The following is a 22,081-nucleotide window of genomic DNA, read 5'->3' on the forward strand; positions in this document are numbered from 1 at the left end:
GGTTGCTTGTCTCCCGACATGACTTGAAGCCCATTGAACGCCACCACGCGTGCAGGCGGGGTCAGCGCGCTACAGGATGCCTTTGGCGCTGCTGCCGAAGGCGGTGATCAGGCGGGTGATGATCCACTTCGGCGACAGGTTGACGTCGGGGAAGTCGCCGACCGGTTGGTAGCACTCGTAGAAGCGCGGGTCGCTGGCGCGCAGCGGCAGACAGCCGGGCTTGAGGTCGAAGCTGGTGGCGTAGCGGAACGGCCACAGGTCGAAGAACGGCAGGCTCTCGGAGACCGCGCCGATGGCCTGGTTGATGTCGGTGAGCACCGGCACCACCGGGCGGCGCGGCGCGATCACCCAGGCGTTCTGCGGCTCGGTGTCGCGCAGGATGGCCTGGCGCAGTTCGTCGGCGAAGGCGTGGTCGTAGACGATCACGCCGGACTCGGTGTTGTAGTGGTCCGAGCGCGGGTCGAAATTGTGCGAGCCGACCATGCTGAAGTCGTCGTCGATCACGATCGACTTCGCGTGCAGGCCGAAGCGCCGGCCCTCGCTGCGCAGCGGCACCGGGCGGTTGCCGCTGCCGCTGCCGCTGCCGAGCAGGTGGAAGCGCGTGCGCGAGGCGTTGGCGGGGGTGGCGGTGGCGGCGGGCACTTGCGCGGTGTCGGCGTCCAGGTTGGCCAGTTCGTAGTCCACCGCGGGGCCGGGCGCGTGCGGCTTCATCTCGTGGATCTCGAAGCCGAACTTCTTCAGGTAGCGCTTGCGGTGCTTGTACGACATCGCGTAGACGGCGAACGCGTCGGTGGAGGCCAGCGAGTTGGTCGACACGATCACCCGCGGCGGGTCGGCGCGCCGGTGCAGGCGGCGGAAGATGCCCTGGGCGCGCCGGCTCATCACCAGGTACGGCGTCTGCAGCAGTACCTCGTGGCGGGCCTGGCCGATCATCTGCATGATGTGGCGGGTGAACGCCGCGGTGCGCTTGCCGCCGGGGTCGTCGGTTTTTGCCGGCAGGTCGCTGAAGTATTCGACGTTGCCGACCCGCAGCGACGGTTCCACCAGCCACGCCCGCAGCCAGGCCGGGTCCTCGGCGGCCTGCAGCAGCTGGGCGACCCGCTGGGGTTTTCGATAATGCGGCTGGGGCCAGCTCGGCGCGGCGCGGTCGGCGACGATGCGCTGGTTGACGTCGCGCAGGTGGGTCAGCGGCACCGCGCGCTTGTGCCGCCAGAACAGCTCGAAGCTGCTGGCCATCGCGGTGGCGGCGGGACCGCCGACCATCACGTCGCGGTCGACGTAGTTGAAGGTGTCGTCCCAGTTGAAGTAGCGGTCCTGGTAGTTGCGCCCGCCGGTGATGCCGATGGCGTCGTCCACCAGCAGCAGCTTGTTGTGCATGCGCTGGTTGAACTGCATGAAGCAGCACAGCACGCCGGCGGCGAAATCCAGCGGCGGCGTGCGCGCCTTGTGGAAGGTCGGGTTGTACAGCCGAACCTCGAGGTTGGCGCTGGCGCGAGCCAGCGCGTCGAGCAGGTCGGGGTCGTTGAAGGAGAACAGCTGGTCGGCCAGGATGCGCACCTGCACGCCGCGGCGCGCGGCGCGCACCAGTTCGTCCAGCACCAGCTGGCCGACGTCGTCCTGGCTCCAGATGTAGGTCTGCACGTCGATCGAGCGCCGTGCGGCGCGGATCAGGTTGATCCGCGCGGCCAGCGCCGGCTCGCTGTCGCCGAGCAGGGTGACCACGTGCACCGGGTGCCCGGCGGTGGATTCGGCCAGCGCCTGGTCGGCGGCCTGCAGCAGCGGCGAGGGCTGCGCGCAGTGGTCGGCCTGGTGGCAGGTTTGCTGGCGGTCGACGGTGGCCGCCACCACCACGTCGGCGCGGCGGATCTGCGCCTTGGACAGCGTGCAGCCCTGCAGGACGGTGGCCAGCAGGAGCAGCGGCAGGGCGAGGCGGCGAAGGTCGCGGAACATCGCCGCATGATAACGGTTGTGTGCCACCGTCCCGTGACGATGCGCGGCGCGTGGGGCGCCAGCGAAGGTGCGAGCAAGCCGTCATCCGTCATCCGGCGTTCGCCGGGATGACGAGCAAAAAGGCTTGATCGAAGCAACCTAGGGTGACCAGAAGGCGTCCAGTCGCGCCTGGCCGGGCTCCAGCGGCCCATCGAGATGCAGTACCGCCAGCGCGCCGGGCGGCATGCCGCGGAATTCGTCGGAGCGGCCTTCCACCAGCAGGGCGACCAGCCGTTCGACGCCGGGGTTGTGGCCGACCAGCATCACGGTGTCGGCGTCGGTGTGCTGGTCGAGCAGCAGCAACAGCTCGCCCGGCGTGGCCTCGTGGATTTCCTCGGCGATCCGCGGCGCCGGCGCGGTGCCGAGCGCGGCCAGTGCCAGCCGGGTGGTCTCGCTGGTGCGTCGGGTCGGCGAACACAGCACCCGCTGCGGTTGCAGCCCGTGCGCGGCGAGCCACAGGCCGGCGGCCTGCGCCTCCTGTTCGCCGCGCGAGCTCAGTGCGCGTTCGCGGTCGTCGCCGCCGTCGGCTATGGGCACTGCTTCGGCATGGCGCAGCAGGATCAGTTCGTGCATGGGAGGCTCCGGCGAAAAGGGAAGAGGCGTGGGCCGCTGTCAGGACTGGCGCTTGATCCAGCGCAGCAGGGGTTTCCAGTCCTCCTGGTGGCTGCGCACCTGCTCGCTGTGGTAGTCGAAGATGCCCTTGCCCAGCGCCGCCAGCAGCACGTAGGCCTGGCTGTCGCGCAACTGCGCCACGATCGGGAACGGCGACTGCTCGGCGAGCTGGGTCAGCGCATCCTGGCTGGCGTGCGTCCACGGCTTGAGCCGGTTGGCCACCAGCCCCACCGGCAGCTTGCCGCGGTGGATGCGGTTGATCGCGCGCAGCTCCTCGGTGAAGGCCAGCGTGGCGTCGAGGTCGAACGAGGAGGGCAGCACCGGCACCAGCAGCACGTCGGCCTGGTCGAGATAGGGTTCCAGCTCGCGCTCGCGCGCGCCGGCGGGGGTGTCGATGAGCAGTTGCGCGGTGTCCGACGGCAGTTTCGCCAGCGAGCGGCGGCCGCCTTCGAGCGCCAGCACGCCGGGGACGTTCTCCGGCCGGCGCGCGGCCCAGCGGAAGCTGGACCCTTGCCGGTCGGCGTCGACGATGGTGCTGTGCTGCCCTGCCTGGGCCCAGTGCGACGCCAGTTGCGTCACCAGCGTGCTCTTGCCGCACCCGCCCTTGCTGCTCGCCACCAGCGTCGTAAGCATCGGATCGCCCCTGCCACGGAAGGTGGGTCCAGCCTAACGGGCGGGGCGGCAAAGGGGAACAGGCCAGGAGCCTGGAGCGAGGAGTGAGTGGAGAGGAGTGAGAAGTGAGAGAAAAGCGGAATGCACGGCGTGTTCCGCCTCTCACCTCTCACTCCTCATTTCTCACTCCTCGCTTTCCCCCGCCGCAGGCGGATCGAGCGCAATGCCCGCATCGCGCAGGGCGGCCGCCTGCAGGCTCATCTCGGTGCCGCCGTTGCGGGCCAGCGACAGCAGGTGGCGGGCGAGGGGGGTGTCGTCCTGCACTTTGGCCAGCAGCTGGTTGAAGCTGCGCACCTGCCAGATCAGGCGGCGGCGGGCGTCTTTGGCGGCCTGGGCCGCGGCCGGGTCGTCGGCCAGCACCTCGGCCAGGTGCAGGCCGAGTGAGCGGGCCAGGGGGCTGGAGCCCCACTGCAGCAGCTTGGCCAGATTGAGGCAGTCGGCCTTGATCGAGGCATCCTCGCCGGCGTTCTCGCACAACTTGGCCACCAGCTGCAGGCTCGGCTGCGGTTGGGCGCTGGCGAGGCCGAAGATCAGCACGGTCTGCATGCCGACCGCGCCGGCGGCGTGGTTCGGGTCCAGCGCGGCGGCGGGCGGCGGCAGCACGCCGACCGAATCGGCCAACGCCTGCAGACTGATCCCGGCGTAGTCGTCGTACAGCTTGGCGGCGGCGGCGCGACGCAGGTCTTCGCGGGCGTCGTCCTGTTTGTGGTCGCGCGCGTCGGCGCCCAGCTTGACCAGCCACACGGCGGCGTTGTCCGGCGCCTGCGTGAGCAAGGCATCCAGTGCGGCAGCGTTGGGGCAGTTGCCGGCCTTGGCCTCGCAATCGGCCAGCCGCGCCCAGTTCACCGCCGGGCCTGCGCCTTCGGCGGCGGCGGCGCGCTCGATCAGGGCGTGGAAGCTGTTGCCCGGCGGCTGGTTGAACAATGGCCGCGCCAGCAGCGCGGCACCGAGCAGCGGCATCGCATCGGCGCGCGGCGCCAGCACGCTGACCAGATCGCGCTGGAAGGCCAGCTGCGCCTGGTCGCGCGCCTGCGCCGCCCTGGACGTCGTCGCCGCGGGTTTCGCGGCGGGCGGCGCCTTGCCCGCCAGCACCGGCGCGGCGAACAGCAGCCACACGCAACTCACGGCAACGCAGCGCATTCCAGGCATCGTGAACTTCCCTCGGCGGCAAAGGCGCCAGCATAGCGAGTGCAGATTAAGCTCGCCTGATCGACGCGCCGCCCGCCGGTCGGCGGGGCGGCCAGGCTTGTTAGGATGCCTGTTCGGGCGCAGGACGACGCCACCCATCGCTCGGGAGAGTGTCGTGAATCATTTTTCGTTGTGGACCGATGGCGCCCCATGGTTTGTCGGCTGGGGCACGCTGGCCTTGATCAACGCGGCGCTGGCCCAGGGCAAGAACCGCAGCGGGTTGCTGTGGTTCCTGCTCTCGCTGCTGCTCGGCCCGCTCGCCACCTTGCTGCTGGTGCTGCTGCCGAAGGTGCGGTCGAAGATGTTTTAGTTGCAGGGAATAGGGAATGGGGAATAGGGAATGGAAGAGCAACGACGGGCGGCTCTTTACTATTCCCCATTCCCCATTCCCCATTCCCGGCTTTCAGTCCCCCAGCGCCTCGCGCATGAATTCCGGCTGGGCCAGGGCGGCCTTGTGGATTTCGGCGTTGTAGTAGCGGGTGGGAAATTTCTTGCTCAGCGCGCCGCGTTCGCGGAAGCCGGAGAGGTCGCCGCCCTTGCGCGCCATGGTGCAGCTCCACCAGCCGGTGGGGTAGCACGGTTGCGGGAACGGCAGCGTCTTCACCGCGGCGAAGCCGGTGGTGCGCATCGCCGAACGCATCGAGCGGATCAGGTCCAGGTGGGCCAGCGGCGATTCGCTCTGCTGCACCAGCAGGCCGCCGTGGCGCAGCGCCTTGTAGCAGCTGGCGTAGAACGCGGCGTTGAACAGGCCTTCCGCCGGGCCCACCGGGTCGGTCGAGTCGACGATGACCAGATCCACCGACTCCGGCTCGCACTCGGCCATGTACTTGATGCCGTCGATGAACAGCAGCTCGGCGCGCGGATCGGCGTTGGCCTCGCACAGCTCGGGGAAATACTGTTCGGCCAGGCGCGTCACGCGCTCGTCGATCTCCACCTGCACGGCGTGCTCGACTTCCTCGTGGCGCAGCACTTCGCGCAGCGTGCCGCAATCGCCGCCGCCGATGATCACCACGCGCTTGGCGCGCGCGTGGGTGAACAGCGCCGGGTGGGTCATCATCTCGTGGTAGAAGAAGTTGTCGCGGCTGGTCAGCATCACGCAGCCATCGATCACCATCAGGTTGCCCCAGTCGGTGGTCTTGTGGATCTCGATGGACTGGAATGGGGTCTTCTCCGCGTGCAGCAGTTGCTCGGTGCGAAAGCCGATGGACGAACCGGACGCCTGGTGCGCCTCGGTGAACCAGTGGGCTTCGGTGAGGGGGGCGGGCTGCGACATGGGGATGTTTCCGCGAAGCGTGGGCAAAGAAGGCCAATTGTAGCGGCAACCGCCGCTGACGTCCCGGCCGCCAGCGCCGTGCAGCGCGCCGCGCGGCCATTACAATGGTGGCCCGGGCAGTCGTCGCGAAGGCGTGACGAAGGCCGGGCAAGCCCATCCGGCCCCGCGGCGTGCGAGGCTTCCGGCCGGCCGGCTTTCCGCTCCATCGAGCAACCTCGTCAAGGCTCGCCGCTGCGACATCCCCTGCTACGTTTCCCGAGGGAGGCCCCATGTCGAAGCCCTGGACCATTGCCACTGCCCGCCACACCTATGCCGTGCCCTACTGGAGCGACGGCTACGCCGACATCGATGCCGCCGGCAACCTGCTGATGCACCCGCGCGGCGCCGAGGGCCCGGCGCTGGCGCTGCCGGCGATCGTCGACCGCGCCTGCGCCGAGGGCCTGCGATTGCCGCTGCTGGTGCGTTTCCCGGACATCCTCGCCGACCGTCTCGCGCAGCTGCAGGGCGCCTTCGCCCGCGCCATCGCCGAGCACGACTACGCCGGAGGCTACACCGCGATCTATCCGATCAAGGTCAACCAGCAGCGCAGCGTGGCGGGCGAGCTGGTCGCCGCCGGCACCCAGGGCTTCGGCCTGGAAGCGGGCTCCAAGCCCGAGCTGATGGCGGTGCTGGCGATGGCGCGGCCCGGTTCCATCGTGATCTGCAACGGCTACAAGGACCGCGAGTACATCCGCCTGGCGCTGATCGGCAAGAAGCTCGGCCTGCGCGTGCACATCGTGATCGAGAAGCTGTCCGAACTCGACCACGTGTTCAGCGAGGCGAAGGCGCTGGGCGTGGAGCCGCTGCTCGGCGTGCGCGTGCGACTGGCCTCGATCGGCGCCGGCAAGTGGCAGAACACCGGCGGCGACAAGGGCAAGTTCGGACTGTCGCCGCAGCAGGTGCTGCGGCTGATCGAGCGGCTCGATGCGGCAGGCCTCAAGCACACGCTGAAGCTGCAGCACTTCCACATGGGCTCGCAGATCTCCAACGTGCGCGACATCGCCAACGGCATGCGCGAGGCCACCCGCTACTTCGTCGAACTCTCGCACATGGGCGTGCCGCTGGAGATCGTCGACGTCGGCGGCGGCCTGGGCGTGGATTACGAAGGCACCCGCTCGCGCAGTCACAACTCGATCAACTACTCGCTGGAACAGTACGCCGCCACCATCGTGCAGTCGCTGGCCGAGGCGGTGAGCGCCGAGGGCCTGGCCGCGCCGCACATCCTCACCGAGGCAGGCCGGGCGATGACCGCGCACCACGCGGTGATGGTGGTCAACGTGACCGAGGTCGAGCAGGTGCCGGCCGGCAGCATGCCGTCGCCGCGCGGGGACGAGCCGGTGGTGCTGCGCCACCTGCGCGAGGTCCACGCGGCGCTGGACGAGCGCCCGCCGCTGGAGCTGTTCCACGAGGCCCAGCATCACCTGGCCGAAGGGCAATCGCTGTACGCGCTGGGCCAGCTGTCGCTGGCCGACCGCGCGCGACTGGACGAGATGTTCTACGCCATCGCCAATGCCGTGCGCGGGCGCCTGCTGCCGGCCGAGCGCGCGCACCGACAGGTGCTGGACGAGCTGGACGAGAAGCTGGTGGACAAGTACTTCACCAACTTCTCGGTATTCGAATCGATCCCCGACGTGTGGGCGATCGACCAGGTGTTCCCGATCATGCCGATCGCGCGGCTCGACGAGGAGCCGACCCGGCGCGGCGTGATCGTCGACCTCACCTGCGATTCGGACGGCCGCATCGACCACTACGTGGAGGCTGACGGCGTCGACGTCAGCCTGCCGCTGCATGCGCTGAAGGACGGCGAGAGCTATCGGCTGGGCATCTTCATGGTCGGCGCCTACCAGGAGACCCTGGGCGACATCCACAACCTGTTCGGCGACACCGACGCGGTCAACGTGCGCGTCGAGGGCGACGGCTACGTGTTCGCCAACAAGCGTCGCGGCGACACCACCGACCTGATGCTCGACTACGTCGGCTACGACCTGGAGGCCTTGCGCGCCAGCTACCGCGCGCGCATTGCCGACGCGGGCGTCGCCGGCGACGAGGCGGCGCGCCTGTACGATGCGCTTGATGCCGGCCTCACCGCCTACACCTACCTCGCCGAAGACACCCACTGATCGCAGGAGCCCGCTCGCGGGCGATGCTCTCGCAAATTCCGAATACCGGCGCCGAGAGCACCGCCCGCAAGCGGGCTCCAGCATGACCCGTTCCATCCAGTTCCAGTCGCACAGGAGCAACGCATGAGCAGTCTCAACGGCAAGGTCGCCCTGATCACGGGCGCGGCCAGCGGCCTCGGCAAGGCGATCGCCGAGCTGTACGCGAAGAACGGCGCCAGCGTGGCGATCGCCGACATCAACCAGCAGGCTGCCGATGCGGTGGCGGCGGAGATCAACGCCGCCGGCGGCAAGGCGCTCGGCGTGGCGATGGACGTCACCAGCGAGGAGGCGGTCAACGCCGGCACGGACAAGGTGGTGGCGGCATTTGGCCATCTGGACATCCTGATCTCCAACGCCGGCGTGCAGATCATCAATCCGATCGACCAGTTCGCCTTCGCCGACTGGAAGAAGATGCTGGCGATCCATCTCGACGGCGGCTTCCTCACCACCAAGGCCGCGCTCAAGCACATGTACCAGGGCGACCGCGGCGGCATCGTGATCTACATGGGCTCGGTGCACTCGCACGAAGCCTCGAAGCTGAAGGCGCCCTACGTCACCGCCAAGCACGGCCTGCTCGGGCTGGCCCGCACGCTGGCGAAAGAGGGTGCGCCGCACAACGTGCGCTCGCACGTGATCTGCCCGGGCTTCGTGCGTACGCCGCTGGTCGAGAAGCAGATCCCCGAGCAGGCCAGGGAGCTCGGCATCACGGAAGACGAGGTGATCAGGAACGTGATGCTGAAGGACACCGTCGACGCGACCTTCACCACGGTGGAGGACATCGCGCAGACCGCGCTGTACCTGGCCACCTTCCCCTCCGCCGCGCTGACCGGCCAGTCGATCGTGGTCAGCCACGGCTGGTTCATGCAGTGACCACGCCGTCGCTGGCGGAAACGGTAGCCCGCGACTACCGCACCGTCGCGCTGGTGTTGCAGGGCGGCGGCGCACTCGGCGCCTACCAGGCCGGCGTGTTCGAGGCGCTGGACGAGGCCGGCCTGCAGCCGAACCGGCTGGCCGGCATCTCGATCGGCGCGTTGAACGCGGCGGTCATCGCCGGCAACGCGCCCGAGCGGCGGGTGGAACGGCTGCGCGAATTCTGGGAGGCGATCTGCCGCTCGCCGCTGTGGCCGGACGTGCCGGCGCTGCCGTGGTTCGATGCGGTGGCGTGGCCGACGGCATGGCTCAACGGCATGAGCGGCCTGGCCGCCTGGCGCGCGATGACCGAGGGCCAGGCCGGCTTCTTCCACCCGCGCCAGCCGCCGCCGTTCCTGGGCGGGCACGCCACGCCGGGCAGCGTGAGCTGGTACGACACGAAGCCGCTGCGCGCCACGCTGGAGCGGCTGGTCGATTTCGACCGCCTCAACGATGCGCGCACGATGCGCGTGGCGGTCGGCGCGGTGAACGTGCGCAGCGGCAACTTCGCCTATTTCGACAATCGCCGCCAGCGCCTGCGGCCCGAGCACTTCATGGCCTCCGGCGCGTTGCCGCCGGGCTTTCCCGCGGTGGAGATCGACGGCGAGTTCTACTGGGACGGCGGCATGGTCTCCAACACGCCGCTTTACGAGGTGCTCAGCGAACGCCCCGGTTGCGACACGCTGGTGTTCCAGGTCGACCTGTGGAGCGCCCGCGGCACGCTGCCGCGCGATCTTGCCGACGTGGCCGAGCGCAGCAAGGAGATCCAGTACTCCAGCCGCACCCGGCTGGTCACCGAGTTCATGCGCCGCATGCAGGAGCAGCGCCGCCTGCTGCACGACGTGATGGCGCTGGTGCCGTCCGAGCGGCGCGGCGACCCGGCGTACCGCCATGCCGAGGCACGCGCGGCGGAGGCGTTGACCAACGTGATCCACCTGATCTACCAGGACCGGCCCCACGAAGGCCACTTCAAGGACTACGAATTCAGCGCCACCAGCATGCGCAGCCATTGGCAGGGCGGCCTGGACGACATGCGCCACACCCTGGCGCACCCGCAGTGGCTTGCCGCCCCCGACCCCGGACATCCGTTCGTGACGCACGACGTGCATCGCGGCGAGGCGGGCTGAGCGGGTTCAGCCTCAGCTGTCGCGCGCCACCTGCAGCCCGGCTGCCGACTGGCTGACCGGCATCAGCTCGATGCGGTTGATGTTGAGGTGCGGCGGCAGGTTGGCGATCCACCAGATGGTGTCGGCGATGTCGGTCGCGGTGATCGGGTGGGCGCCGGCGTAGAGCTGGTCGGAGGCGGCCTGGTCGCCGCCGGTGCGCACCAGGGTGAATTCGGTCTCGGCCATGCCCGGTTCGATCGAGGTCACGCGCACGCCGCTGCCGTGCAGGTCGGTGCGCAGGTTCTGCGAGAACTGGGTGACGAAGGCCTTGCTGGCGCCGTACACGTTGCCGCCGCGGTAGGCGTAGCTGCCGGAGATCGAGCTGATGTTGACGATGGCGCCGCGGCGTTCGATCAGCTGCGGCAGCAGCAGGTGCGTGATCGTGGCCAGCGCGGTGACGTTGGTGTCGATCATCTGCTTCCATTGCGCCAGCTCGGCTTGCTGCGCGGGTGCGGTGCCCAGCGCCAGGCCGGCGTTGTTGACCAGCAGGTCGATGCCGGCGAACGACGGTGGCAGGGTGGCGTGGGCGGCGCGCATGGCCGCTTCGTCGCGCATGTCGAAGGCGGCCGCATGCACGCGCTCGGCGCCGTGGCGGTCCACCAGCTGCTGCAATCGTTCGGCCCGGCGGCCGCTGGCGATCACCCGCCAACCGCCGGCGACGAAGCGCTCGACGGTGGCGGCACCGAAACCGGCGGTGGCACCGGTGATCCAGGCGATCTTGCCGTTCATGCGATTACTTGCCTTCTTTCAGGGCGATCGCCGGGATGCCGGCGGCGGCGAGTTTCTGCTTGGTCGATTCCAGCTCGGTGGCCGAGCGGAACGGCCCCAGCCGAACGCGGTGGTAGGTCTGCCCGCCGACATTCACCGTCTGCACGTTGGCGACGAAGCCCTGCAGGGCCAGCTTGGCCTTTTGTGCCTCGGCGGTGGCGGGGTCGGGGAACGCGCCCACCTGCAGCAGGTAGCCGTTGCCGCCGCTGGCCGGTTCCACCGCCTCGGCCGGCGCGGCGGTGACGTTCTGCACGGCCACGCCGGGTGTGCTGGCGGGCGTCGTCGTCGGTGCCGGCGTGGCGGCCTGCTGCTGCTCGGCCTTGGCCTGCGCGCTGATCTCGGCGTCGGGGATGCGCACTTCCTTCTCCGACAGCACCGAGTAGAAGTCGTACTGCGGTTTCTTCGGCGTGCTTTCGCCGGGGGCCGGTTCCAGCACGCCCGGCTCGCTGCCGCGCTGGGCGGTGGCCTGCGGGTTGGCCTGCGGTCCGGTCGGCGTGCGCAGGTTGGTGAACAGGCTGCCGCGCATCACGATCGCCATCAGGATCGCGCCGGCGAGGACGCCGATCACCGCGTAACCCCAGCCCGGGAATCCGCTGCGGCCGTTGCGTACGGCCTGCCGGCCCCTGCCCTTGCGTGCTGCCATTACATCTTCTCCGGGGCGCTGAGGCCCAGCAAATCCAGTCCGTTCTTCAGTACCTGGCGCGTGGCGACCACCAGCGCCAGCCGCGCATTGCGCAGGCTCGCATCCTCGACCAGGAACTGGTGCGAGTTGTAGTAGGTGTGGAACGCGTTGGCCAGTTCGCGCAGCCAGCCGGCGATCAGGTGCGGCTCCAGGTTGGCCGTCGCCGCTTCGACCTGTTCGGGGTATTTCGACAGCTCGGTGAGCAGGATCTGCTCGTGCTCGTTGTCCAGCCGGTCCAGGTGCGCAAGGCCGTCGGCGAGGTCGAAGGCAAAGCCTTTCTCCGGCGCCTGGCGCAGCACGCTGCAGACGCGGGCATGCGCGTACTGGATGTAGTAGACCGGGTTGTCGTTGGACTGCGAGCGGGCCAGGTCGACGTCGAACACCAGCTGCGAATCGCTCTTGCGCGCGATCAGGAAGTAGCGCGTGGCGTCCTTGCCGACTTCGTCGATCAGGTCGCGCAAGGTAACGTAGCTGCCGGCGCGCTTGGAGATCTTCACCTCCTCGCCGCCCTTCATCACGGTGACCATCTGGTGCAGCACGTATTCCGGCCAGCCCTTTGGGATGCCGCAATCGAGCGCCTGCAGGCCGGCCTTCACCCGCGCCAGCGAACCGTGGTGGTCCGAGCCCAGCTCGGTGATCGCGCGCTGGTAGCCGCGCTGCCACTTGCTCAGGTGGTAGGCCACGTCGGGCAGGAAGTAGGTGTAGGTGCCGTCGGACTTGCGCATCACGCGGTCCTTGTCGTCACCGAACGCAGTGGTGCGCAGCCACAGCGCGCCGCCTTCCTCGTAGGTGTGACCGTGGGCGATCAGCTCGCGCACGGTTTCCTCGACCTTGCCGTCGCTGTACAGCGAGGACTCCAGGAAATAGGTGTCGAAGCCGACGCCGAATGCCTGCAGGTCCAGGTCCTGCTCGCGGCGCAGGCTGGCCACGGCGAAGCGGCGGATCGCGTCGAGGTCGTCGACGTCGCCGGCCGCGACGACCGTCTCGCCGTCGGCCACCACCGATTCGCGATCGAGGTAGGCGCGCGCCACGTCGGCGATGTAGTCGCCGCGGTAGCCGTTGTCGGGCCAGCTGCTGTCTTCGGGCGTGATGCCGCGCGCGCGCGCCTGCACCGACACGGCCAGGTTGGCGATCTGCACGCCGGCATCGTTGTAGTAGTACTCGCGCTTGACGTTCCAGCCGCTGGCGTCGAGCAGGCGGCTCAGGCAGTCGCCGATCGCCGCGGCGCGGCCGTGGCCCACGTGCAGCGGGCCGGTCGGGTTGGCCGAGACGAATTCCACGCCGACGGTCCTGCCGCCGCCGCTGGCATTGCGGCCGTAGGCGTTGCCCTCGGCCATGATCCGGCGCACTTCGGCGTGATAGGCGCCGGCGGCGAGGAAGAAGTTGATGAAGCCGGGGCCGGCGATCTCGACTTTTTCCACCAGCGGGTTGGCCGGCAGTGCGGCGACCAGTTTTTCGGCCAGCTCGCGTGGCTTGGCGCGCGCCGCCCCTTCGACAGGGCTCAGGACATGCTTGGCCAGCAGCATCGCCGCGTTGCAGGCGAAATCGCCATGCTCGCGGCTGCGCGCGCGCTCGATCACGAAGTCGGGGATGGCCAGCTCGGCCGGCAGGGTCGCGTCGTGCTGCAGGGCGTGGATGGCCTGCAACACCAGGTTGCGCAGCTGTGCTTTCACGGGTGGGATCGGTTTCGTGATGGAACCGGCAATTCTAACAGACCGGCGCGCGCACGCCGGCGGCGAAGGCCGTGCCGGACGCGGGGTGGTCTCGTGTTGCACCGCGTCGAGGCGTCCTGTGGATAACTCTGTGGGGAAATTCGCCGGCGGGGATCGCGCCGAGGCAGCGGCTGGCTGGTCTTTGTCAAGTCGCAAGAAATTATCAAGCAAAATCATCATGTTGAAGCAGCAACTTTGCGCAAGACTGGCGATTGCGACGGCAACCGGTTGTCGTTGCATTTTGTGCATAAGTTTCGACCACTTGGCGGCCGCTTCTGTGCGCACGAACAGGTTGGCGCACGGTGTGCCGCAGCGCGGCAGAGCCGGCTTGTCGGGCGAAGGTGGGGAGATGCGCGCCGCAGCGGCGGCCCGGTACGGCCGCGTTCAGAGCAGGCCGCGGGCGGCCATCGACACCGGCTCGCCGTGGCCGATCACCAGGTGGTCGAGCACGCGCACGCCGACCAGGTGCAGGGCATCACGCAGTTCGTGGGTGATCGCGCGGTCGGCGGCACTGGGTTCGGCCACGCCGGAGGGGTGGTTGTGGGCGAAGATCACCGCGCAGGCGTTGTGATGCAGACAGGCGCGCACCACTTCGCGCGGGTGCACGCTGGCGCCGTCGACGGTGCCGCGGAACAGCTCCTCGAAGGCCAGCACGCGATGGCGGTTGTCCAGGTACAGGCAGCCGAACACTTCGTAGGGCAGGTGGCGCAGGCGGGCCCGCAGGTAGTCGCCGCTGTCGCGCGGGTTGCCCAGGCTGGGCCGCTCCTGCAACTGCTCGGCCAGGCTGCGCCGGGCCAGTTCCAGCGCCGCGGCGATCCGCGCGCGCTTGGCCGGACCCAGCCCGCCGGCGCGGATCTGCTGCTCCGGCCGGCCCAGCAAGGCAGCCACGCCGCCCGCGTTGGCGAGTAGTTCGCGGCCCAGCGCGATGGCGTCCTTGCCGCGGCTGCCGCTGCCCAGCAGCACGGCCAGCAGCTCCGCGTCGGACAGCGCGGCGCTCCCGCGGGCCAGCAGTTTTTCGCGGGGTCGTTCGCCTTCGGGCCAGTCGCGGATGCTCATGCGTGCCAGCTTGGCGAAGGGGGTCGCCGGCAGGCAGCAGTGGCGCGGATTGAATCCGGTAAGCTAAGCGTCTGCCCGACTGTCAGGCCCGCCTTACATGAGCCTCGCCCAACGCCGCATCCTGCTGGGAGTGACCGGCGGCATCGCCGCCTACAAGAGTTGCGAACTGGTCCGCCGCCTGCGCGAGCAGGGCGCCGAGGTGCGCGTGGTGATGACCGCAGGGGCCGAGCATTTCGTCGGCGCGGCCACGTTCCAGGCGCTCTCCGGCCAGCCGGTGCGCAGCAGCCTGTGGGATGCGCACGCCGAGGCGGCGATGGGTCACATCGAGCTGGCGCGCTGGGCCGAGCGCATCCTGGTGGCGCCGGCCAGCGCCGACACCATCGCCCGGCTCGCCCATGGCCATGCCGATGACCTGCTCAGCACGCTCTGCCTGGCCAGCGCCGCACCGCTGTACCTGGCGCCGGCGATGAACCAGCAGATGTGGGCGCACCCGGCGGTGCAGGCGAACCTGGTGCTGCTGCGCCAGCGTGGCGTGCAGGTGCTGGGGCCGGCGGCCGGCGAGCAGGCCTGCGGCGACATGGGCTCCGGCCGCATGCTGGAGCCGCACGAATTGCGCGACGCGCTGGCCGCCTCGTTCGGCAACGGCGCGCTGGCCGGGTTGCAGGTGGTGGTCAGCGCCGGTCCGACCTACGAGGACATCGACCCGGTGCGCTTCATCGGCAACCGCAGCTCCGGCCGGATGGGTTTCGCGGTGGCCGCGGCCGCGGCGGAGGCGGGCGCCACGGTGAGCCTGGTGGCCGGCCCGGTGAGCCTGGCCACGCCCGTCGGGGTGGCGCGGCGCATCGACGTGCGCAGCGCCGCGCAGATGCAGGCCGCCGTGCTCGAGGCCAGTCGCGCGGCGGACATCTACATCGGCGCGTCGGCGGTGGGCGATTATCGGCCGGCCAGCGTCTCGGCGCTGAAGCTGAAAAAGAGCGCGGGCGCGCCGCTCTCGCTGCAGCTGGAAGAGAACCCCGACATCCTGGCCAGCCTGGCCGCGCAGAACGGGCACCCGTTCCTGGTCGGATTCGCCGCGGAGACGCATGATGTGGCCAGTTACGCGCGCGGCAAATTGCGCAGCAAGGGGCTGGACATGATCGCGGCGAACCAGGTGGGCGACGGACTCGGTTTCGAGGTCGCCGAGAACGCATTGACGCTGTACTGGGCCGATGGCGAGCTGGACTTGCCGCGCGCCGCCAAGAGCGAACTGGCGCGCCAGCTCATCGCGCAAGTGGCCGAACGCTACCGGGCGACGCGCGGATGACGCTCGACGTCGAATTGAAGATCCTCGACCCGCGCCTGGGCGACAGCATTCCGCTGCCGCATGCCGCCACCCCCGGCAGCGCCGGCATGGACCTGCGTGCGGCACTGGAGCAGCCGCTGACCCTGGCACCCGGCGCAAGTGCGCTGGTGCCCAGCGGCATCGCCATCCACATCGGCGATCCGCAATGGTGCGCCTTGATCGTTCCGCGCTCCGGGTTGGGCCACAAGCACGGCCTGGTGATGGGCAACCTGGTCGGCGTGATCGACGCCGACTACCAAGGCCCGCTGATGATTTCGTGCTGGAACCGCGGCGACGCCCCGTACACCATCGCGGTCGGCGACCGCATCGCGCAGTTGCTGCTGGTGCCGGTGGCGCAGGCGCGGCTGCAGATCGTCAATGAATTCACGCCCAGCGAACGCGGCGCCGGAGGCTTCGGCTCCACCGGTATCCGATAGCATGGGCACGGAAACTCGGCGCGACCCGGAGCGGTCGCGCCACCGCGCAGTTTCAGCCGTGGGGGCAGAGCATGGCACCAAAAATCGCGAAGCGGCGGCTGGCCCGGCCTGAGGTCGACTGGTCGGCCGTGCTGCCGCTGGCCGGCGGCACCTTGCTGCTGCTGCTGGGCCTGTTCTGTGCCTGGCAGACCTGGCTGATCGCCGACGAGCATCATGCCGACGAACGGGTCCATGCCGCTCAGGCGCAGGCGGTCAAGGCGGTTGCCGACGAGGTCGCACGCCAGCGCGGTGCGGTGCAGAAGGCGCTGGCGCTGGTCGACCCGGCGACGGTGCTGAACGACCCGGCGCAGTCGATCGCCACCTTGCGCCTGCGCCTGCCGCAGGCGCAGCAGCTGGACATCTACAGCGGCGACCTCAAGGAAGTGCTGCGCGCCAACTACCGCGAGTTCGGCTATGCCAAGGCGGCGCAGCTGATGGCCGCGCAGACGGCGGAGGGCGCGCCGCCGGTGCAGAGCGTCTACTACGGCAACGGCGACCGCCGGCTGAGCATGGTCGTGCCGCTGGGTGCGCCTGATCAGACCCAGGCGTGGGTGTGGGTGGAACTGCCGTTTGCCGGGGTCCAGCGGGCTTTCGACGCGATCCCGCCGGCCGGCGGCCGGCTCGATCTGCGCCAGGGAGACGAGCCGGGCAGCGTGCAGTTGTTCTCCAACGGCAGTGCCTCGGCGCAGACCGGCGACAACAGCGTGGCCGTGCCCGGCACCGCGTTCCGCGTGGGCGCCGGGCTGCCCGATGCGTTCATCGTGCTGCCGCATTCGTGGTGGTTGAGCGCGCTGCTGAGCCTGTTGGGGCTGGGCGGAGCCGGCTATCTGCTGTGGCTGCGCGGGCGTCGCCAGGCTTCGTCGGCGCCGCCGGCCGAAGAGGAGCCGCTGGTGGCCGAGGTCGCGCTGCCGCGCCCGCGCGCGCGCGCGCCGTCGACTCCCGCTCCGGCCACTGCGCGTCCCGCGGCCGCGCCGGCCGAACCCGCCACGGTGCCGGTGGACCCGAGCATCTTCCGCGCCTACGACGTGCGCGGCGTGGTCGGCAAGACACTGGACCGCAACGTGGCCAGGCTGCTGGGCCGGGCGATCGGCGCGGTGATGGTCGAGCGCGGCCTGCGCGAGATCGTGGTCGGCCGCGATGGCCGGGTTTCCGGTCCCGAACTGGCCGGCGCGCTGGCCGACGGCCTGCGCGAGGCCGACGTCGACGTGATCGACCTGGGCGCGGTGCCCACGCCGGTGGTGTATTTCGCCGCGTACCGGTTCAACACCGGCTGCGGCGTGGCGGTCACCGGCAGCCACAATCCGCCGGACTACAACGGCTTCAAGATCGTGATCGGCGGCGAGACGCTGGCCGAGAGCGCGATCCAGGACCTGTACCAGCGCATCGCCAGCGGCGCGTTGAGCCAGGATGGTCACGGCGGCCTGCGCCAGGTCGACGTGGCCCCGGACTACATCGAGAAAATCGTCTCCGACGTGCTCGCCGAGCGCCCGCTGAAGGTGGTGGTCGATTGCGGCAACGGCATTCCCGGCGCGATCGCGCCGCAGGTGCTCGAAGGCGTCGGCTGCGAGGTGGTCCCGCTGTACTGCGATGTCGACGGCAGCTTCCCGAACCACCATCCCGATCCGTCCGATCCGGCCAACCTGCAGGACCTGATCCACGCCGTGCGCCAGACCGGAGCGGACCTCGGCCTCGCCTTCGACGGCGACGGCGATCGCCTGGGCGTGGTCTCCCGCGCCGGCGAGATCATCTATCCGGATCGCCTGCTGATGCTGTTCGCGCGCGACGTGCTGTCGCGCCAGCCCGGCGGCACGGTGATCTACGACGTCAAGTGCACCAGCCACCTGAAGGCGCAGATCCTGGACGCCGGCGGCAGTCCGTTGATGTGGCGCACCGGGCATTCGCTGATCAAGGCCAAGATGCGCGAGACCGGCGCCGAGCTGGCCGGCGAGATGAGCGGGCACTTCTTCTTCAAGGAGCGCTGGTACGGCTTCGACGACGGCATCTATGCCGCCGCTCGGCTGCTGGAGATCCTCGCCGGCGACCTGCACGGGCGCAGCCCGGAGGAAATCTTCGCCACCCTGCCCAAGAGCGTCTCCACTCCCGAGCTGAAGGTGCCGCTGGCCGAAGGCGAGCATTACCGTTTCATGGACCGGCTGCGCGAGCGCGCCAGCTTCGAGGACGCCTCGGTGATCGGTATCGACGGTCTGCGCGTGGACTGGCCGGACGGCTGGGGACTGGTGCGCGCGTCCAACACCACGCCGGTGCTGGTGCTGCGTTTCGAGGCCGACACCGAGGCGGCGCTCAAGCGCATCCAGCAGGTGTTCCGCCGGCAGATGCTGGCGGTCGATCCTGCCCTGAAACTGCCGTTCTGAGGATGGCGGGCCGGGACGCGGACCGCGTCGGCCCGAGCCAGGCTACTGCGAAGCCTTGTCCTGCTCGGCTTTCAGCTCGCGGTAGCGGGCCAGCTGCTTGACCTGCTCCTGCACCGTCTGCGTGCGCAGGGTCTGCTGGCGCTGCAAGGTGGCGCGCAGGCCGGTGACGACGTTGCGCTGCGCGGCGACGCTGTCGGTGAGGAATTTCGGCACCGGCTTCTTGGCGTTCTCGATCTCCGCGGCGCGGGCCAGCAGGTCGGTCAGCGCCTTCTCCTGGCTGCGCAGGTTGATCCGGGTGGTGCGGATCTGCTGGTCGACCGTGTCCAGCGTCTGCTGCAGCGAGATCTTGTACGACTCCTCGTCCGGGTAGGCGTTGAGCATCTGCGCCTCGGCGGTGGCCACTTCCTGCGCCGCGCGCTGTCTGGCCGCCTCGGCCTCGGCCAGCTTGGCCGCCGCGGCGCGCTCCTCGGGGTTGAGCTGGCGCGACACGTGGCGCACCACCATGCCGCGATCGTTGACCAGGTCGTAGCCGTACTTCATCGCGTCGGCGGTGAGGCTGTCGCTGTAATGCACCAGGCCCTGGTTGTCATACCACTTGTAGCGCACGCTGCCAGCGTTCTGGGCGAACGCGGCAAGGCTCGCGCCCATCGCTACGGCAGCCAGAATGAGCAGTGATTTGCGCATGGGTTCTCCTGTTGGCCCGAGTATAGCTGGCTCCGCCATGCTGGCCGGTTGCCCGCGGCGCTGCTGTGATGGGGTTGGCCGGAGTCTATTGGCCGGTGCATGAACCGGTGGCGCATGCCGCGCCGGTCAGCGGGGTACGCCGTGCCGGGCGCGGTAGTCCAGCAATCGCGCGTGTTCGGCAGCCAGTTGCGGCTGCGCGCCGGCATACTCCAGCACGTCGTCCAGGCAGGTGATGGCGATGACCGGGATGCCGTGCTCGGCGGCGACTTCCTGCGCGGCGGAGCGTTCGCCCTGGCCGCGCTCCTGGCGATCCAGCGCGATCAGCACGCCGGCGGGCGTGGCGCCGTGGGCGCGGATCAGCGCCAGCGACTCGCGCACGGCGGTGCCGGCGGTCATCACGTCGTCGACGATCAGCACGCGCCCGGCCAGCGGCGCGCCGACCAGGCTGCCGCCCTCGCCGTGATCCTTGGCCTCCTTGCGGTTGTAGGCCCATGGCAGGTCGCGCCCGTGCTGTTCGGCCAGCGCGATGGCGGTGGCCGCGGCCAGCGCGATGCCCTTGTAGGCCGGGCCGAACAGCATGTCGACCTCGATCCCCGCCTCGACCAGGGCGGCGGCGTACGCGCGGCCGAGTCGCGCCAGCGCGGCGCCTGAATCGATCCGGCCCATGTTGAAGAAGTACGGGCTCTGCCGGCCGGACTTCAGCGTGAACTCGCCGAAGCGCAGCACCTGCCGGCGCAGGGTGAGTTCGATGAAGTCGCGTTGGTAGTCGTGCACGGTCGGTCTCGCTGGCATGGCGGCGGTGCGCGCATGGTACACGCGCCGGTGCCGCCGGCCGGGGTTGTTATGATCGCCCGATCTGTCGACCGGGAGTACCCATGCGCATCATCAGCCTCAACGCCAACGGCATCCGCTCGGCCGGCAGCAAGGGCGTATTCGAGTGGCTGCGCGCGCAGAACGCGGACGTGGTCTGCCTGCAGGAGACCAAGGCCCAGGAAGACCAGCTCACGGACGCGATGTTCCGCCCCGACGGCCATCACTGCTTCTACCGCGACGCTACCAGCAAGAAGGGCTACAGCGGCGTGGCGATCTACGCCCGGCGCGAGCCCGACCAGGTGCTGACCGAACTCGGCTGGGACGAGTTCGACAACGAGGGCCGCTACATCGAGGCCCGCTTCGGCAACCTCAGCGTGGTCTCGTTGTACTTTCCGTCCGGTTCGTCCGGCGACGAGCGCCAGCAGTTCAAGTTCAAGGCGATGGAATGGATCACGCCGATCTTCGACGCGTGGCTGAAAAGCGGCCGCGACTACGTGATCTGCGGCGACTGGAACATCGTGCACACGAAGAACGACATCAAGAACTGGAGCTCCAACCAGAAGAACTCCGGCTGCCTGCCGGAGGAACGCGCGTGGCTGGACCTGCTGTTCCACCAGCGCGGCTGGGTCGACAGCTTCCGCGCACTCAAGCCCGACGCGGTCGAATACACCTGGTGGTCGAACCGGGGCCAGGCGCGGGCGAACAACGTGGGGTGGCGGATCGACTACCAGGTGGTCACCCCTTCGCTGCGCGATCGCCTGCGTGCGTGCTCGATCTACCGAGACCAGCGTTTTTCCGACCACGCGCCGTACACGGTCGACTATGTCGACTGAAGCAACGGCGCGACGGCCGGCGAAGCCGTCGGTGTGGCATGCGTTCACCCAGCCGGCGGCGTGGACGATGTGCCTGTTCGGCTTCTCCTCCGGCCTGCCGTTCCTGCTGGTGGCCGGCACGCTGGCGTACTGGCTGAAGGAGAACGGCATCGAGCTGGCCGACATCACGATGATCGCCAGCGCGGGCATGACCTACGCATTCAAGTTCCTCTGGGCACCGCTGCTCGACCACGGGCACATCCCGGGCTTCGCGCGCCTGGGCCAGCGGCGAGGCTGGCTGCTGTTCGCCCAGTTGGGCGTGGTGGCCGGGCTGCTCGCGATGGCGGCGCTGACGCCGCAGCATCTGGCGGCGTTCGTGGCGGCCACGCTGGCGGTGGCGTTCTTCGGCGCCACGCAGGACATCGCCGTCGATGCGTATCGCATCGAGATCGCGCCGGTCGAGGACCAGGGCGCGCTGGTGGCGACCTATTCGCTGGGCTATCGCATCGGGCTGCTGGTGGCCGGCGCGGTGGCCCTGATCCTGGCCGACCACATCGCCTGGCGCGTGGTCTACCTGATGATGGCGCTGGCGATGCTGCTGCCGATCGTCACCACGCTGGTGGCGCGCGAGCCGACGGTGCTGCGCGTGCGTGCCGCGCGCTGGCGCGACGCGATGCGCGAGAGCGTGATCGATCCGTTCGCCGACTTCTTCCGGCGCTACGGCTGGGCACTGGCCGGCGTGACCTTGCTGTTCCTGCTGCTGTTCAAGATGCCCGAACAGGCCACCATCGGCGGCATCATGAGCCCGTTCTACCGCGACATGGGCTTCTCCAAGACCGAGATCGGCACGATCACCAAGATCTACGGCATCTGGATCGGCATCGTCGGCGTGTTCGTCGGCGGCGCCATGGTGGCGCGCTGGGGCGCGTGGCGGCCGCTGGGCGTCACCATCGTGCTGTGCGGCTGCAGCAACCTCATGTACCTGCTGCTGATCGCGCACCCGGGCAATCTGGCCATGCTGACCCTGGTGATCTCGGTGGAGAACCTCACCCTGGGCATGCTGGGGCCGCCGACGGTGGCATTCCTGTCCTCGCTGGTCAACCAGCAGCACACCGCGACGCAGTACGCCTTGCTGAGTTCGCTGGTCAACCTGCCGGGCAAGCTGCTCGGCTTCTTTGCCGGCGGCATCGCCATGACGGCGGGCTACGGCGCCTACTTCGTGCTCACCGTGCTGGCGGTGATCCCGGCGATGCTGCTGTTCGCCGGATTGTGGCGACGTTTTCGCGGATTCGAGCGCGCGCGGGCGGTGACCTGAAAGATTGTGGCCGTTCCATGCGAGCGGGTCCGGACCTGCAGTGGCCCACAGTGGCGCGGGTCA

At 69.5% G+C, this 22,081-nt stretch carries 20 protein-coding genes; 9 read left to right on the forward strand and 11 right to left on the reverse strand.

Features of this window, described 5'->3' with window-relative positions; translation table 11 throughout:
* Positions 1–69 precede the first annotated feature (69 nt).
* The 4 genes from ACVCMG_RS11030 to ACVCMG_RS11045 form a co-directional block, all read right to left on the reverse strand.
* Positions 70–1,950, reverse strand: a complete 1,881-nt coding sequence (locus ACVCMG_RS11030) for a phospholipase D-like domain-containing protein (protein ID WP_447114140.1) — start codon at positions 1,948–1,950, stop codon at positions 70–72.
* A 138-nt stretch (positions 1,951–2,088) separates the two neighbouring features.
* Positions 2,089–2,562, reverse strand: a complete 474-nt coding sequence (locus ACVCMG_RS11035) for a SixA phosphatase family protein (protein WP_447114141.1) — start codon at positions 2,560–2,562, stop codon at positions 2,089–2,091.
* A 39-nt stretch (positions 2,563–2,601) separates the two neighbouring features.
* Complete coding sequence (locus tag ACVCMG_RS11040; protein ID WP_447107000.1) at positions 2,602–3,234, reverse strand: nucleotide-binding protein; 633 nt, start codon at positions 3,232–3,234, stop codon at positions 2,602–2,604.
* A gap of 162 nt (positions 3,235–3,396) precedes the next feature.
* The gene (locus ACVCMG_RS11045) at positions 3,397–4,422 is read right to left on the reverse strand and encodes a hypothetical protein (RefSeq protein WP_447106999.1); all 1,026 of its coding nucleotides are present in this window, start codon (positions 4,420–4,422) and stop codon (positions 3,397–3,399) included.
* 154 nt (positions 4,423–4,576) lie between these two features.
* On the opposite strand from ACVCMG_RS11045, the gene ACVCMG_RS11050 reads away from it, so the two are divergent.
* A complete protein-coding gene (locus ACVCMG_RS11050; RefSeq protein WP_395120667.1) occupies positions 4,577–4,771 on the forward strand; it encodes an antitermination protein NusB in 195 nt (64 codons plus the stop codon).
* Between the two features lie 93 nt (positions 4,772–4,864).
* On the opposite strand, the gene speE is transcribed toward ACVCMG_RS11050, so the two are convergent.
* Positions 4,865–5,734 carry a polyamine aminopropyltransferase gene (speE, locus tag ACVCMG_RS11055; RefSeq protein ID WP_395120666.1) on the reverse strand — a complete coding sequence of 290 codons (870 nt, stop codon included), beginning with the start codon at positions 5,732–5,734 and terminating at the stop codon, positions 4,865–4,867.
* 269 nt (positions 5,735–6,003) lie between these two features.
* Here speE and speA point away from each other — a divergent pair, with 269 nt between their 5' ends.
* From speA to ACVCMG_RS11070, 3 genes are all read left to right on the forward strand, one after another.
* Positions 6,004–7,893 carry an arginine decarboxylase gene (gene speA, locus ACVCMG_RS11060; protein WP_447097763.1) on the forward strand — a complete coding sequence of 630 codons (1,890 nt, stop codon included), beginning with the start codon at positions 6,004–6,006 and terminating at the stop codon, positions 7,891–7,893.
* Positions 7,894–8,016: 123 nt separating this feature from the next.
* Positions 8,017–8,802 (forward strand): 3-hydroxybutyrate dehydrogenase, encoded by a 786-nt coding sequence (locus ACVCMG_RS11065; protein WP_395120664.1) that lies wholly within the window; start codon positions 8,017–8,019, stop codon positions 8,800–8,802.
* Positions 8,799–9,968 carry a DUF3734 domain-containing protein gene (locus tag ACVCMG_RS11070; protein ID WP_447114142.1) on the forward strand — a complete coding sequence of 390 codons (1,170 nt, stop codon included), beginning with the start codon at positions 8,799–8,801 and terminating at the stop codon, positions 9,966–9,968. Before ACVCMG_RS11065 ends, ACVCMG_RS11070 begins: the two co-directional genes overlap by 4 nt.
* Positions 9,969–9,980: 12 nt before the next feature.
* Here ACVCMG_RS11070 and ACVCMG_RS11075 read toward each other — a convergent pair whose 3' ends face one another.
* The 4 genes from ACVCMG_RS11075 to radC all read right to left on the reverse strand — a co-directional run bounded on the left by ACVCMG_RS11075 (position 9,981) and on the right by radC (position 14,225).
* Positions 9,981–10,736: an SDR family NAD(P)-dependent oxidoreductase gene (locus ACVCMG_RS11075; protein WP_447114143.1), complete on the reverse strand. Its 756-nt coding sequence runs from the start codon at positions 10,734–10,736 to the stop codon at positions 9,981–9,983.
* A gap of 4 nt (positions 10,737–10,740) precedes the next feature.
* Entirely contained in the window at positions 10,741–11,418 is a 678-nt protein-coding gene (locus tag ACVCMG_RS11080) for an SPOR domain-containing protein (RefSeq protein WP_447114144.1), read from the reverse strand.
* The gene (gene argS / locus ACVCMG_RS11085; protein WP_395120659.1) at positions 11,418–13,130 is read right to left on the reverse strand and encodes an arginine--tRNA ligase; all 1,713 of its coding nucleotides are present in this window, start codon (positions 13,128–13,130) and stop codon (positions 11,418–11,420) included. The genes ACVCMG_RS11080 and argS overlap by 1 nt, the downstream gene beginning before the upstream one ends.
* Before the next feature lie 423 nt (positions 13,131–13,553).
* A complete protein-coding gene (radC, locus tag ACVCMG_RS11090; protein ID WP_395120658.1) occupies positions 13,554–14,225 on the reverse strand; it encodes a RadC family protein in 672 nt (223 codons plus the stop codon).
* A 97-nt stretch (positions 14,226–14,322) separates the two neighbouring features.
* Here radC and coaBC point away from each other — a divergent pair, with 97 nt between their 5' ends.
* From coaBC to ACVCMG_RS11105, 3 genes are all read left to right on the forward strand, one after another.
* Positions 14,323–15,528 carry a bifunctional phosphopantothenoylcysteine decarboxylase/phosphopantothenate--cysteine ligase CoaBC gene (gene coaBC, locus ACVCMG_RS11095; RefSeq protein WP_447114145.1) on the forward strand — a complete coding sequence of 402 codons (1,206 nt, stop codon included), beginning with the start codon at positions 14,323–14,325 and terminating at the stop codon, positions 15,526–15,528.
* Positions 15,525–15,983, forward strand: coding sequence for a dUTP diphosphatase (gene dut, locus ACVCMG_RS11100; RefSeq protein WP_447097768.1), 459 nt, complete (start codon positions 15,525–15,527; stop codon positions 15,981–15,983). The genes coaBC and dut overlap by 4 nt, the downstream gene beginning before the upstream one ends.
* A gap of 71 nt (positions 15,984–16,054) precedes the next feature.
* Positions 16,055–18,394, forward strand: a complete 2,340-nt coding sequence (locus ACVCMG_RS11105) for a phosphomannomutase/phosphoglucomutase (RefSeq protein ID WP_447114146.1) — start codon at positions 16,055–16,057, stop codon at positions 18,392–18,394.
* A 42-nt stretch (positions 18,395–18,436) separates the two neighbouring features.
* Here the strand turns inward: ACVCMG_RS11105 and ACVCMG_RS11110 are convergent, their stop codons facing one another.
* Positions 18,437–19,078, reverse strand: coding sequence for a DUF4124 domain-containing protein (locus ACVCMG_RS11110; protein ID WP_447097770.1), 642 nt, complete (start codon positions 19,076–19,078; stop codon positions 18,437–18,439).
* A gap of 126 nt (positions 19,079–19,204) precedes the next feature.
* Entirely contained in the window at positions 19,205–19,852 is a 648-nt protein-coding gene (pyrE, locus tag ACVCMG_RS11115) for an orotate phosphoribosyltransferase (protein ID WP_447114147.1), read from the reverse strand.
* 101 nt (positions 19,853–19,953) lie between these two features.
* Here pyrE and ACVCMG_RS11120 point away from each other — a divergent pair, with 101 nt between their 5' ends.
* Both ACVCMG_RS11120 and ACVCMG_RS11125 read left to right on the forward strand, forming a co-directional pair.
* On the forward strand, positions 19,954–20,724 hold the full coding sequence (locus tag ACVCMG_RS11120) for an exodeoxyribonuclease III (protein ID WP_395120652.1): 771 nt from the start codon (positions 19,954–19,956) through the stop codon (positions 20,722–20,724).
* The gene (locus ACVCMG_RS11125; RefSeq protein WP_447097772.1) at positions 20,714–22,018 is read left to right on the forward strand and encodes an AmpG family muropeptide MFS transporter; all 1,305 of its coding nucleotides are present in this window, start codon (positions 20,714–20,716) and stop codon (positions 22,016–22,018) included. The genes ACVCMG_RS11120 and ACVCMG_RS11125 overlap by 11 nt, the downstream gene beginning before the upstream one ends.
* Positions 22,019–22,081 lie beyond the last annotated feature (63 nt).

Source organism: Rhodanobacter sp. UC4451_H18 (assembly GCF_052978225.1).

Bases quoted from the DNA above. Each gene is read 5' to 3' on its own strand.
- ACVCMG_RS11030 (WP_447114140.1), bottom strand. From the start codon at position 1,950: ATGTTCCGCGACCTTCGCCGCCTCGCCCTGCCGCTGCTCCTGCTGGCC.
- ACVCMG_RS11035 (WP_447114141.1), bottom strand. From the start codon at position 2,562: ATGCACGAACTGATCCTGCTGCGCCATGCCGAAGCAGTGCCCATAGCC.
- ACVCMG_RS11040 (WP_447107000.1), bottom strand. From the start codon at position 3,234: ATGCTTACGACGCTGGTGGCGAGCAGCAAGGGCGGGTGCGGCAAGAGC.
- ACVCMG_RS11045 (WP_447106999.1), bottom strand. From the start codon at position 4,422: ATGCCTGGAATGCGCTGCGTTGCCGTGAGTTGCGTGTGGCTGCTGTTC.
- speE (WP_395120666.1), bottom strand. From the start codon at position 5,734: ATGTCGCAGCCCGCCCCCCTCACCGAAGCCCACTGGTTCACCGAGGCG.
- speA (WP_447097763.1), top strand. From the start codon at position 6,004: ATGTCGAAGCCCTGGACCATTGCCACTGCCCGCCACACCTATGCCGTG.
- ACVCMG_RS11065 (WP_395120664.1), top strand. From the start codon at position 8,017: ATGAGCAGTCTCAACGGCAAGGTCGCCCTGATCACGGGCGCGGCCAGC.
- ACVCMG_RS11075 (WP_447114143.1), bottom strand. From the start codon at position 10,736: ATGAACGGCAAGATCGCCTGGATCACCGGTGCCACCGCCGGTTTCGGT.
- ACVCMG_RS11080 (WP_447114144.1), bottom strand. From the start codon at position 11,418: ATGGCAGCACGCAAGGGCAGGGGCCGGCAGGCCGTACGCAACGGCCGC.
- radC (WP_395120658.1), bottom strand. From the start codon at position 14,225: ATGAGCATCCGCGACTGGCCCGAAGGCGAACGACCCCGCGAAAAACTG.
- coaBC (WP_447114145.1), top strand. From the start codon at position 14,323: ATGAGCCTCGCCCAACGCCGCATCCTGCTGGGAGTGACCGGCGGCATC.
- dut (WP_447097768.1), top strand. From the start codon at position 15,525: ATGACGCTCGACGTCGAATTGAAGATCCTCGACCCGCGCCTGGGCGAC.
- ACVCMG_RS11105 (WP_447114146.1), top strand. From the start codon at position 16,055: ATGGCACCAAAAATCGCGAAGCGGCGGCTGGCCCGGCCTGAGGTCGAC.
- ACVCMG_RS11110 (WP_447097770.1), bottom strand. From the start codon at position 19,078: ATGCGCAAATCACTGCTCATTCTGGCTGCCGTAGCGATGGGCGCGAGC.
- ACVCMG_RS11120 (WP_395120652.1), top strand. From the start codon at position 19,954: ATGCGCATCATCAGCCTCAACGCCAACGGCATCCGCTCGGCCGGCAGC.
- ACVCMG_RS11125 (WP_447097772.1), top strand. From the start codon at position 20,714: ATGTCGACTGAAGCAACGGCGCGACGGCCGGCGAAGCCGTCGGTGTGG.